This window comes from Allobosea sp. P4_E12 (assembly GCF_056401655.1).
Genome location: NZ_JBFUIY010000023.1, coordinates 25,579 through 37,123 on the forward strand (window position 1 = coordinate 25,579; position 11,545 = coordinate 37,123).

Here is an 11,545-nt window from a genome sequence, read left to right on the forward strand (position 1 = left end):
GCCGGGATCCCTCGCACCGCGCGGCGATGGATCCCGGGTCAAACCCGGGATGACGTGTCTGAGGCTGCATCAACGCAGCCGATCGAGCGCGACCGCGTTACGAAGCTGACTTCAGCTTCTTGTTGGTCTCGATCAGATAGGGGCTCTGCTTGATGCCCCATTTGGTCTCGAGTTCGAGCAGCTTGCCGCTCTTGTGCCAGTCGACCGACATATCCTTGACCAGCTTGCCGAAGGGACCGTCCATGTCCTCGAGGCGAATGCCGATCGCCCAGAGCTGCGGATCTTCCGAAGCCAGCGGCATTTCGTAATTCGCCCATTTCGGATCGCCCGCGGCCAACGTCGAGACGATCAGCGTGTCGTCGAACAGGAAGGCGACGCAGTTATTGCCCTGCAGAGCATTCAGCGCATCCGGCACCGAGGGGAAAACCACGAGTTCAGGCGCATAGAGCTGCGAGACGCGGCGGTTATAATAAGCTCCCTGGACGCCGCAGACCTTGCGCCCCTTCAGATCTTCCCATTTCTTCAGATTGGCGCTCTTGGGAGCCAGCACATTGGTGGCGCTGGCATAGTAATTCGGCTCGACCATGCCGACGACCTTGCGGCGCTCAGGCGTGTCGCCCATCGTCGCCAGGACCATGTCGATACGGCCCTGCTTGAGGAATTCCATGCGGTTGGCGGCGATGACCGGGAGCATTTCCAGCTTGACACCGATCTTGTCGGCGACCGCCTGTGCGAGATCGATCTCGAGCCCGACGATCTTGCCGGACGGCTCAAGGAAGCCCCATGGCTTGTAGTCGTTCTTCACGCCGACGGTGAGGACACCCTTTTCCTTGATCTTGGCGAGCGAGTCCTGCGCGAATGCCGGCATCGCGGCGAGCATCGCGGCGCAGGCGAGCGCGAGCGTGAAGGTACGTTTCATGGCAACCGGTCCCCGTTGTTCTGTTGGGGCCTAGAGTTTCGACCTATCCCCATTTCGAATTGTCGTCATGCGACGGTTTCTTGACGCTCAGCGTCAAACCGCCGTTCGGTAAGGGACACGTTCGCCGCGCGGCGGGTGATTGAAGCGGGCGCGATAGGCGCGAGAAAAATGGCTCGCGCTCGAAAAGCCGCAAGCGAGTGCGACCTCCAGCACCGACAGGCTGGTCTGGCGCAGGAGATGGCGGGCCCGCTCCAGCCTGAGGCCGAGATAGTGCTCTCCGAGCGAACGCCCGAGATGCAAGCGGAACAGCCGTTCCAACTGGCGCAGCGAGACGCCGGCCGTACGCGCGAGTTCGCCGCGCGAAAGCGGCGTTTCGAGATTCTGCTCCATGCGCCCGACAACCCGTAGAAGCGGCGCATGGCTGACGCCGAGCCGCTCGCGCAGCGGCATGCGCTGCGGCCCCTCGCCTTCGCGTACATGGGTCTGAAGGAACCACTCGCTGACGGCGAGAGCCAGTTCGCTGCCATGCTCGCGTGCGATGACGGCATGCATCATATCGAGCGGGGCTGTGCCGCCGCTCGATGTCAGGCGGTCACGGTCGATCTCGTAGAGCGAACGCCGCAGATCGAGCTCCGGATAGTCCTCGATGAAGGCTGGCGCATGTTCCCAGTGAATGGTGAAGCGGTAGCCCGTCAGCACATTGGCGCGCGCCAGGATATAGGGTCCGCCCGAGATACCTCCGAGCTTCACCCCGCGGCGCGCCAGCTGCCTGAGCCAGGCGAAGGTGGGCTGGTGCTGGAAGGCGGCAGGGTTTCCGCCAGCGCAGACGAAGACGTAGTCGAGACGGGCGTCATCGCCGACAGCGAAATCAGGCTGGATGCGGACGCCATTGGAGGCAGGCGCCGGTGATCCGTCGATCGAGACGTGGCTCCAACGATACAGGTCCCGCCCCGAGAGCCGGTTGGCGGCGCGCAGCGGCTCGATCGCCGTTGCATAGGCCAGCAGCGCAAAATCCGGAATCAGCAGGAAGCCGACATGGGTCGGCGCCTCTTCTTCACGCCTGTCGTTACTGGTCAAGATCGCGTCGCTGATAGTCATGTCCGTCAGACTATGTTCGTCAATCTCAGGATGACAAGCCCGGCGCGAATTCCTGTCCGGCATAGACGTCCCGGGTGCCCCGATGCGCTATTCGATTTTCTCCCTCGCCGCACAGACACTCAAGGGTCACCGTGGCTGGACCCCGGCCTGGCGCGATGCTGCGCCGAAGGCGGAATACGACGTCCTGGTCATCGGCGGCGGCGGCCATGGGCTGGCAACGGCCTATTACCTCGCGAGCCAGCACGGCATCACCAATGTCGCGGTGATCGAGAAGGGCTATATCGGCTCCGGCAATGTCGGGCGGAATACCACGATCATCCGCTCCAACTATCTGCTGCCCGGCAATACCCCGTTCTACGAATGGTCGCTGAAGCTCTGGGAGGGGCTGGAGCAGGACATCAACTACAACGCGATGGTCAGCCAGCGCGGCGTGCTGAACCTCTACCATTCCGACCCCCAGCGCGACGCCTATGCCAGGCGCGGCAATGCCATGCGGCTTGCCGGTGTCGATGCCGAGTTGCTCGACCGCGAGCAGGTCCGTGCCATGGCGCCCTTCCTGAACTACCGGGATGGCCGCTTCCCGATCCAGGGCGGTCTTCTGCAGCGCCGTGGCGGCTCCGTCCGGCATGATGCCGTCGCCTGGGGCTACGCCCGTGCCGCCGACCAGCGCGGTGTCGATATCGTGCAGAATTGCGAAGTCACCGGACTGACGATCGAAGGCGGCCGCATCACCGGCGTCGAGACGACGCGTGGCGCGATCAGGGCCAGGAAGGTCGCACTTGCGGTCGCCGGCAACTCCTCGCGGCTCGCCGGGATGGCCGGGATGCGGTTGCCAATCGAAAGCCACGTGCTGCAGGCCTTCGTCTCCGAGGGCGTGAAACCGCTGATCGACAACGTCGTCACCTATGGCGCCGGGCATTTCTACATCAGCCAATCAGACAAGGGCGGGCTCGTCTTCGGCGGCGATATCGATGGCTACAATTCCTACGCCCAGCGCGGCAACCTGCCGGTGATCGAGGACGTGATGGAATCGGCCATGGCCTTATGGCCGGGCCTTGGCCGCATCCGCATGCTGCGTCACTGGGGCGGCATCATGGACATGTCGATGGACGGCTCGCCGATCATCGACCACACCCCGGTCCAGGGCCTCTATCTCAATGCCGGCTGGTGCTATGGCGGGTTCAAGGCGACGCCGGCCTCCGGCTGGTGTTTCGCCCACCTGATCGCCCGCGACGAGCCCCATGAGGTCGCGACCGCCTATCGGCTCGACCGCTTCGCGACGGGCCGCCTCATCGACGAAAAGGGCGCTGGCGCCCAGCCGAACCTGCACTGAGCCGGCTCAGGAACCTTTCTCCATGCGCATTACCTGTCCCCATTGCGGCGCCCGCGACGTCCAGGAATTCACCTATCTCGGTGACGCCAATCCGCAGCGCCCCGAGGGAATGGCAACGACGGAAGCGGCGATGCACGATTATGTCTATCAGCGCGACAACCCGGCCGGGCGGCATCGCGAGCTCTGGTATCACGGCGCCGGCTGCCATGCCTGGCTGGTCGTGACGCGCGACACGAGGACCCACGCCATCGAGACCGTCGAGACGGCCAGGGCGCGCGCCACGGGAGATAGGGCATGAGCGCGAAGCAGCCCTTCCGCCGCGGCGATGGCGGCCTGATCGACAGGGCGAACGTCGTCAGCTTCCGCTTCGACGGCCGTTCCCATCAGGGCTATGCCGGCGACACCCTTGCTGCCGCCCTTCTGGCCAATGGCGTGCGCCTCGTCGGCCGATCCTTCAAGTACCACCGGCCCCGCGGCATCCTTTCGGCAGGTCCAGAGGAGCCGAATGCACTCGTCGAACTGCGCGCCGGCGCGCGCCGCGAGCCCAATACGCGAGCGACCGTGGCCGAGCTCTATGACGGGCTCGAGGCGCAGAGCCAGAACCGCTGGCCGTCGCTCGATTTCGACATCCTGTCGATCAACTCGCTGCTCGCGCCGGCGCTGACCGCGGGCTTCTACTACAAGACCTTCATGTGGCCGGCGGCCTTCTGGGAAAAACTCTACGAGCCGCTGATCCGCCGCGCCGCCGGCCTTGGCCGCGCCGCCATGGAGGACGATCCCGACCATTACGAGAAAGCGTTCGCCTTTTGCGACGTCCTCGTCATTGGCGGTGGGCCGGCCGGGATCTCTGCCGCGCTGGCGGCCGGCCGCAGCGGCGCCCGCGTCATCCTGTGCGATGAGGATTTTCGACCGGGCGGCCGGCTGATCGCCGACAAGCGCGAGATCGACGCCCGCGCCGGCTCCGAATGGGTCGCCGACGCGCTGGCGGAACTCGCCAGCCTTCCCGATGTCCGGATCATGACACGCACGACAGTGTTTGGCGTCTATGATCACGGCATCTACGGCGCTGTCGAACGCGTCTGCGACCATCTGCCGGTGCCAGCCGCGTATCAGCCACGTCAGCGCTCCTGGCGCATCAGCGCCAAACGCGCGGTGCTGGCGGCTGGCGCGATCGAACGGCCTGTCGTCTTTGCCGGCAACGACACCCCCGGCGTCATGCTGGCAGGTGCGGTGCGGATCTATCTCAATCGCTACGCCGTACTGCCCGGGCGCGAGGCGGTGGTCTTCACGGCCGGCGACGATGGCTGGGCCACGGCCCGTGATCTGGCCGCTGCCGGCGCGAAGGTCGTAGCGATCGTCGATCCGCGTCCGCAGGTGGATTCGGCATTGGTCGCACTCGGAAACGCGATCGGCGCGCGCGTCTTCGCCGGCAGCGCGGTCAGCCGCGCCTCCGGCGGCAAGGCCCTCAAGCAGGTCACGATCCGCGACGCGTCCGGCCGCGAGACAAGCCTTGCCTGCGATCTGCTTGCCGTCTCGAATGGCTGGAACCCGACGCTGCACCTGACCTCGCATCAGAACACGCGGCCGATCTGGGACGAGGCGATCCAAGCCTTCGTGCCGGGCACGATGCCGGCCGGGCTCAGCGCCGCCGGCAGCGCTGCCGGGCATTTCAGCCTGGCGCAGGCACTGGCGGACGGCGCCCGCCTCGGCAGCGAAGCTGCGGCCGATTGCGGTTTCGCGGCGAAGCCGCTGGCCTCCGCAGCGAAGACCGATCCTGAAGCGGTCTCGGTTTCTCCGCTCTGGCGGGTCAAGGGCGGCAAGGGTAAGGCTTTCGTCGATTTCCAGAACGACGTGACCGATACCGATGTCGAGCTGGCGGCGCGCGAGGGGTTCCGACCGGTCGAACACCTGAAGCGTTACACCACGCTCGGGATGGCGACCGACCAGGGCAAGACCTCGAATATCTCCGGCCTCGCGATCATGGCCGAGCAAACGGGCAAGACCATTCCCGAGACGGGGACGACGATCTTCCGGCCGCCCTATACGCCGGTCGCCATCGGTGCGCTTGCCGGACACCATCGCGGCCCGGATTTCCGGCCGATGCGGCTGGCGCCCACCCATCAATGGTCGAAGGACCAGGGCGCCGTCTTCGTCGAGACCGGGCTGTGGCTGCGCGGGCAGTATTATCCGAAAGCAGGTGAGGACCACTGGCTGACCACCGTCAATCGCGAGGTGCTCGCCGTGCGCAATGGCGTCGGCATCTGCGACGTCTCGACCCTCGGCAAGATCGACATCCAGGGCGATGATGCCGCCGAGTTCCTGGAGCGGGTCTATATCAATGGCTGGAAGGCCTTGCCCGTAGGCAAGGCGCGCTATGGACTGATGCTGCGCGAAGACGGTTTCGTCATGGATGACGGCACGACCTCGCGCTTGGCCGAGACGCATTTCCTGATGACGACCACCACGGCGAACGCCGCCAAGGTGATGCAGCATCTCGAATTCTGCCATCAGGTGCTCTGGCCGACGCTCGATGTCCGCATGGTCTCAGTCTCGGAGCAGTGGGCGCAGGCCGCGGTTGCGGGACCGAAGGCCCGCGATGTTCTGCGCGGCGTCGTCGATGCGCAACACGATCTCTCGAACGAAGCTTGCCCCTATCTCGCGGCGCGCAGCGTCACGGTCGGTGGCAGCATCCCGGCGCGGCTGTTCCGGATCTCCTTCTCGGGCGAGCTCGCCTATGAGCTCGCCGTCCCGGCCGATCATGGCGATGCAATGATGCGTGCCCTTATGTCGGCAGGGGCGCCGTACGGTATCACGCCCTATGGCACCGAGGCGCTCGGTGTGATGCGCATCGAGAAGGGCCATGTCGCAGGCAACGAGCTCAACGGCCAGACCACGGCCCGCGATCTTGGCCTGGGCCGGATGATGTCCGCCAAGAAGGACTTTGTCGGTCGCGTCATGGCAAGGCGCGAAGCCCTGATCGAACCGGATCGTCCCGCCCTGGTCGGCTTCAGGCCGGTGGAAATCGGGCAACGACTGCGAGCCGGCGCGCATTTCATCGGCCTCGGCAAGCCTGCGGCGATGGAGCATGACGAGGGCTACATGACCTCGGTCGCCTATTCCCCGGTGCTGAAGCACTGGATCGGCCTCGGCTTCTTGAAGAATGGCCCGAAACGCATCGGCGAACGCATCCGCGCCGTCGACCCGGTGCGCAACGGCGATATCGTCCTCGAAATCTGCAATCCGGTCTTCGTCGATCCCGAAGGAGCGCGCCTCCATGGCTGACGCCGTGACAACTGCCTGGACGCCACGCGGCTCCTGGGCCGGCATTCTGGCCTCGGGCGCCTTTGGTGCCGCCGGGCAGCCCGGCATCACGATCGAGGCGCGCGACGGCCTCGGCATCGCCAGCCTGATTGCTGGGGAGGGTCGGGATGAGGTGCTCACGCAGGCGCTCCAGCGCCGCACCGGGCTCGGCCTGCCGGTGACGCCGCGCATCGTCTCCAGCACGAGCCACAGTCTGGTCTGGGCCGGCCCGGATCAGTGGCATCTGATCGCGACGGATCGGAACGGTTTCGATGAGCTGCTGCGCGATCTCGCGCCGCTCGCGGCCGTCTCCGACCAGTCCGACGGGCGGGCTGCGCTGCGGCTTTCCGGACCGAAGCTGCGCGAGACGTTGGCGAAGGGCTGCATGCTCGATCTGCACCCTTCCGTCTTCCCCGCCGGTGCCGCCGCCTTGACAAGCATCGCTTATATGGGTGTGCATCTCTGGCGGATCACTGACGATCCGGAATCCGGTGACGCCGTTTTCGAGATCATGGTCGCACGCAGCATGGCAGGCAGTTTCTGGTCCTGGCTTTCCGCCTCCGCGGCGGAGTTCGGCTGCAGGGTGACGGCAACGGGACGAGGTTGAGCGCAGCGCGTCGCGCGCCCTCCAACCCGAAACCCGTCCCATTGTCCCAGCGAAGGGCCGCCCCTCGAAGGGCGGCATCAGCCATGTCCGACCGCATTTCGATCCTCACCCTTTCCTGCCCCGACCGTCCCGGCATCGTCGCCGCCGTCTCGACGCTGCTGTTCGAGGCCGGCTGCAACATCCGAGACGCACAGCAGTTCGACGACACCGAAACGGGCCGCTTCTTCATGCGCGTCGTCTTCGAGCGCCTCGCCGAGAGCAGGTCGCACGCCGAGATCACGGAAGCCTTCGGGAAACTGTCCCGGCGCTTCGCCATGGATTTCACGCTGCGCGAGCAGCATGTGCGGAAGCGCGTGATGCTGCTGGTCTCAAAATTCGACCACTGCCTCGCCGACCTGCTCTATCGCTGGCGCATCGGCGAGCTGCCGATGGAGATCGCCGGCATCATCTCTAACCACGGTCGCGACAGCATCGCCTCGACCGATATCGGTGACCTGCCCTTCCATCATTTGCCGATCACCCGACAGACCAAGATGGAGCAGGAGGCCCAGATCTGGCAGCTCGTACAGGAGGCCCGGACCGATCTCGTCGTGCTTGCGCGCTATATGCAGGTCCTGTCGGACGGGCTCTCGGCCAAGCTGCTTGGTCGCTGCATCAATATCCATCATTCCTTCCTGCCCGGTTTCAAGGGCGCCAAGCCCTACCATCAGGCGCATGAGCGCGGCGTGAAGCTGATCGGCGCGACCGCCCATTACGTGACGCCCGATCTCGATGAGGGTCCGATCATCGAGCAGGATGTCGAGCGCATCTCGCATCGCGATACGCCCGACGCGCTGGTGCGCAAGGGCCGCGATATCGAGCGGCGGGTGCTGGCGCGCGCCGTGCTGCATCATCTCGAGGACCGCGTCGTTCTGAACGGCAAGAAGACGGTCGTCTTCACCGACTGAGGTCGCCGCGATCGGGGCGATCAACGCCCGGGTCGTCTCAATCGTTGCGACATCCCTGGCGACGGAACCGACGCCAGGGATGATGACAGCGGGTTTCCAGCCATCCGCGGCTGGGAGGCGCGGCATTTCTGCTTGCTGTTGCATCACGCGGGCGGCAAGGAAGGATCGATGGCATCGTCACCTCTCCATCGTCTGGCAGCCGCCATCGGCCGCGTTGCTGCGCTGCCGCTACGAGGCCTGATCTCGTTCCTGATCCTGTTCGACGAGCTCGCGCGCCCGCTCTACCGCCCGGCCATTCGCTGGCTGTCGGAACGGCGGTTCGTGGCACGCGCCGAGGCGGCGATCGCCCGCATGCCGCGCTTTGCGATCCTGGCGCTGCTGGCAGCGCCGTTCGCGGTCGTCGAGCCTCTCAAGCTCGTCAGCCTCATCGTGATCGCGCGCGGCCATGTGATCAGCGGCCTGATCATGCTCGGGCTGGCGTATCTGGCGAGCTTCGTGATCGTCGAGCGCATCTACAATGCCGGCCGAAAGAAGCTCCTCACCATCAGCTGGTTCGCGCGCGGAATGGCTGTCATCACCGATTTGCGTGCGCGCACGCTGGACTGGGTGAGGCGCAGTCCGATCCATGCCTTCATGCTGCGCACGCGCGACGCCGTCCGTTCATGGTGGCGCGCACGACGGATCTGATCCCTTCAGGTCAGGAGACCTTGCGCGCGAGCACGAACAAGGCCCCGGTGGCAAGCAAGGACAGCAACACCATGAGCCCCGCCGTTGGCATCAGGCCAGCCCGCTCGATCAAGACCGCACAGACAAGCGGCGCCGCCGCCTTGACCACCAGCCCCGGCGCCGAGAGCTTGCCAAGCATCGCGCCGTATCCCGCCGGGCCGAAAAGCTGGAGCGGCACGGTTCCACGCACGATCGAACTCAGTCCGACGCTGATCCCGTAGGCGATCGCAAAGAGACCGGCGAGCACTGCGGTCGTCTGGCCCGTCATCAGCAGGACGAAACCGAGCGGCATCATCGCCGCCGAAACCCATGCCGTGGTCATCGGCGAGAGAGAAGCGCCGAACAGCATCTCCGCCAGCCGCCCGGCGACCTGGGCAGGGCCGACCATGGCACCGATGCCGACCGCGACTGCAGCGCTCAGGCCTAGCCCCTGCAATATGCTCAGCAGATGCACCGACATGGCTGAAACGACGAAGCCCTGCAGCGAGAAGGCGAGAGCGAGCAGTACAAAGGCGAGCCGGCGCGCCTCGCCTTCGAGATAATCGGCATGGAGCAACGCCGGAACGCTCGCGGCATGCCCGCGCTCTGCGGCCCGTTTGACACGCCCTGGCAGCCCAAGGAGATGCAAGGGCACGCAGAGCCCCAGCTGTAGCAGGCCGTAGAACCGGTAGATCTCGCGCCAGTCGAACTGCGCGAGCAGCGCCGTCGTCAGGGGCCAGAAGATCGTCAAGGCAAAGCCACCGATCAGAGTGAGCTGGCTGATCGAGCGCCGYGCACCGGCACCGCGCGACTGCGTCAGTGCCGCAAAGGCGGCGTCGTAGAAGACCATGGTCGAAATCATGCCAAGGGCAATCATCGCCGCGAAATAGCTCGGGCCGCCGCGTGCCTCGGCGAGCGCCAGCAGTGCCAACCCGGCAAGGGCCGAACCGATCGTCATCACCAGCCGTGCTCCTCGACGGTCCACCTGCCGGCCGACGGCGGGAGCAACGACACCGCCGGCAAGAAGGCTCGCGGCGAACCCGGCATAGGTCCATTCAGGAGCCCATCCGAAGCTTGCGGTCATATTCCGGGCCAGCACCGCGAAGGTATAGTAGAGGCAGCCATAGCCGGCGACCTGTGTCACGCCGAGGGTGAGGATGAGGCCGAGTCCGCGCCCCGTCGAGGGCACCGGCAAGGGCGAAGGCAGGCTCGGCATCGAGATCAGGTCATCCGGCAGACGGCATCACGGGGTGCGACCGGATGACCATTCTTCGACTCGCGGCCGGAGACAACGCCATCCTGCGAATACCTGAGCAGACATCATCGGCATGGGCGAACGAACGACCGGTCGGCAGCGGCGACGCGATAAAGTGTTACGCCGGGCTGCGGCGCCCCTGACCGCGAACCGCCCAAACAATCGTTACAACTCGGCACAACCACAATCTTTATCTTTGACATTCGCGTTGTTAGTGGCCAGTAACGCGCCCATAGAAGTATTCATAGATTAGATTTTTTCTAAATTAATAGTACAACTATTGCCTACCCTCTTGAAATGAACCGCCCACCATTCTGACAGCAGAGAGCCAACCGGTATGAGTGCCCAGGACGAGCCCCGCCGCAGTACAGCCACGACCACCCTCGCTGGTCGGGCAAAACGCAGCGCAGCGGGCAGCCTGCTGTTGGCACTGTCCCTCACAATTGGCCCCGCAATCGGAACAAGCTTCGCGCAGGCGCCAGCAAGCGCGCCGACCACCCAGCAGCCGGCGCCCCCCCCAGCCGCGACGACCGCGCCTGCGACGCCGGCGCCGAACATGGCCGCAAGCCCGAGCGGCGCCCATGAACAGACGGCTGTTTCCCAGCAACTGCCGGCACCGCAAGCTCCCGCCCCGGTCGCCGCTGCTGCGCTTCCTCATGACCTTTCGCCCTGGGGCATGTTCATGGCGGCGGACATCGTCGTTAAGGCGGTGATGCTCGGGCTTGCCTTCGCATCGCTGGTGACCTGGACGATCTGGCTCGCCAAGAGCCTGGAGCTGATGGCTGCCAAGACCAGGGCGCGGCTGGCCGCACGCCGGCTGGACGAGGCGGACAGCCTCGAGATCGCCGCCGAGAGGATCTCTGCCGGCCATGCACGACGCAGCGTCGTCGCCGAGCTGGTTCAGGCCGCTCGCGATGAAGTCCGCCGTTCGGCTGATCTCTCGGATGACGGCATCAAGGAGCGCGTTGCGATCGCGTTGTCACGGCGCGAGGCGCGTGCCGGCCGGGATATGGCGAAGGGCACCGGCCTGCTCGCGACGATTGGTTCGACCGCCCCCTTTGTCGGCCTGTTCGGCACTGTCTGGGGCATCATGAACTCCTTCATCGGCATCTCGCAGTCGAAGACCACCAATCTCGCCGTGGTCGCGCCCGGCATCGCCGAAGCCCTGCTGGCGACTGCGATCGGCCTCGTCGCGGCGATCCCCGCAGTCATCATCTACAATGTCTTCTCGCGCTCGATCGCAGGCTACCGCGCCGTGCTGTCGGACGCCTCGGGCGACGTCCTGCGCCACCTCTCGCGCGACCTTGAGCGTGCGCGGCGTGCGGCGCAGCGTCCCGGCCGCTCGCTGCATGCGGTGCCGCCGCTGATGTCGGCGGAGTGA

The 11,545-nt window shown here is 65.7% G+C and carries 10 protein-coding genes; 7 read left to right on the top strand and 3 right to left on the bottom strand.

The genetic code is table 11. The annotated features are described in order from the left end of the window. Positions 1–97 precede the first annotated feature (97 nt). Entirely contained in the window at positions 98–919 is an 822-nt protein-coding gene (locus AC1DW9_RS25150) for a transporter substrate-binding domain-containing protein (RefSeq protein ID WP_441490331.1), read from the bottom strand. Positions 920–1,012: 93 nt separating this feature from the next. After that, positions 1,013–2,017 (bottom strand): GlxA family transcriptional regulator, encoded by a 1,005-nt coding sequence (locus AC1DW9_RS25155; RefSeq protein WP_441507518.1) that lies wholly within the window; start codon positions 2,015–2,017, stop codon positions 1,013–1,015. Positions 2,018–2,099: 82 nt separating this feature from the next. Here AC1DW9_RS25155 and AC1DW9_RS25160 point away from each other — a divergent pair, with 82 nt between their 5' ends. The 6 genes from AC1DW9_RS25160 to AC1DW9_RS25185 all read left to right on the top strand — a co-directional run bounded on the left by AC1DW9_RS25160 (position 2,100) and on the right by AC1DW9_RS25185 (position 8,891). Next, the gene (locus AC1DW9_RS25160) at positions 2,100–3,350 is read left to right on the top strand and encodes a sarcosine oxidase subunit beta family protein (protein WP_441507517.1); all 1,251 of its coding nucleotides are present in this window, start codon (positions 2,100–2,102) and stop codon (positions 3,348–3,350) included. Positions 3,351–3,372: 22 nt separating this feature from the next. After that, positions 3,373–3,648 (top strand): sarcosine oxidase subunit delta, encoded by a 276-nt coding sequence (locus AC1DW9_RS25165; RefSeq protein WP_441507516.1) that lies wholly within the window; start codon positions 3,373–3,375, stop codon positions 3,646–3,648. Then, complete coding sequence (locus tag AC1DW9_RS25170; RefSeq protein ID WP_441507515.1) at positions 3,645–6,632, top strand: sarcosine oxidase subunit alpha family protein; 2,988 nt, start codon at positions 3,645–3,647, stop codon at positions 6,630–6,632. Before AC1DW9_RS25165 ends, AC1DW9_RS25170 begins: the two co-directional genes overlap by 4 nt. After that, positions 6,625–7,257: a sarcosine oxidase subunit gamma gene (locus tag AC1DW9_RS25175; protein ID WP_441507514.1), complete on the top strand. Its 633-nt coding sequence runs from the start codon at positions 6,625–6,627 to the stop codon at positions 7,255–7,257. Before AC1DW9_RS25170 ends, AC1DW9_RS25175 begins: the two co-directional genes overlap by 8 nt. 83 nt (positions 7,258–7,340) lie before the next feature. Continuing rightward, positions 7,341–8,204, top strand: coding sequence for a formyltetrahydrofolate deformylase (gene purU, locus AC1DW9_RS25180; RefSeq protein WP_441507513.1), 864 nt, complete (start codon positions 7,341–7,343; stop codon positions 8,202–8,204). Between the two features lie 168 nt (positions 8,205–8,372). Next, a complete protein-coding gene (locus AC1DW9_RS25185; protein WP_441507512.1) occupies positions 8,373–8,891 on the top strand; it encodes a hypothetical protein in 519 nt (172 codons plus the stop codon). 10 nt (positions 8,892–8,901) lie between these two features. Here AC1DW9_RS25185 and AC1DW9_RS25190 read toward each other — a convergent pair whose 3' ends face one another. Next, entirely contained in the window at positions 8,902–10,125 is a 1,224-nt protein-coding gene (locus AC1DW9_RS25190; protein ID WP_441507511.1) for an MFS transporter, read from the bottom strand. A 376-nt stretch (positions 10,126–10,501) separates the two neighbouring features. Here AC1DW9_RS25190 and exbB point away from each other — a divergent pair, with 376 nt between their 5' ends. Beyond that, entirely contained in the window at positions 10,502–11,545 is a 1,044-nt protein-coding gene (gene exbB / locus AC1DW9_RS25195) for a tonB-system energizer ExbB (protein WP_476776619.1), read from the top strand.

What these genes read in the sequence shown, in the direction of transcription:
- AC1DW9_RS25160 (WP_441507517.1), top strand. Translation starts at nt 2,100, where the DNA reads ATGCGCTATTCGATTTTCTCCCTCGCCGCACAGACACTCAAGGGTCAC.
- AC1DW9_RS25165 (WP_441507516.1), top strand. Translation starts at nt 3,373, where the DNA reads ATGCGCATTACCTGTCCCCATTGCGGCGCCCGCGACGTCCAGGAATTC.
- AC1DW9_RS25170 (WP_441507515.1), top strand. Translation starts at nt 3,645, where the DNA reads ATGAGCGCGAAGCAGCCCTTCCGCCGCGGCGATGGCGGCCTGATCGAC.
- AC1DW9_RS25155 (WP_441507518.1), bottom strand. Translation starts at nt 2,017, where the DNA reads ATGACTATCAGCGACGCGATCTTGACCAGTAACGACAGGCGTGAAGAA.
- AC1DW9_RS25185 (WP_441507512.1), top strand. Translation starts at nt 8,373, where the DNA reads ATGGCATCGTCACCTCTCCATCGTCTGGCAGCCGCCATCGGCCGCGTT.
- exbB (WP_476776619.1), top strand. Translation starts at nt 10,502, where the DNA reads ATGAGTGCCCAGGACGAGCCCCGCCGCAGTACAGCCACGACCACCCTC.
- purU (WP_441507513.1), top strand. Translation starts at nt 7,341, where the DNA reads ATGTCCGACCGCATTTCGATCCTCACCCTTTCCTGCCCCGACCGTCCC.
- AC1DW9_RS25175 (WP_441507514.1), top strand. Translation starts at nt 6,625, where the DNA reads ATGGCTGACGCCGTGACAACTGCCTGGACGCCACGCGGCTCCTGGGCC.
- AC1DW9_RS25150 (WP_441490331.1), bottom strand. Translation starts at nt 919, where the DNA reads ATGAAACGTACCTTCACGCTCGCGCTCGCCTGCGCCGCGATGCTCGCC.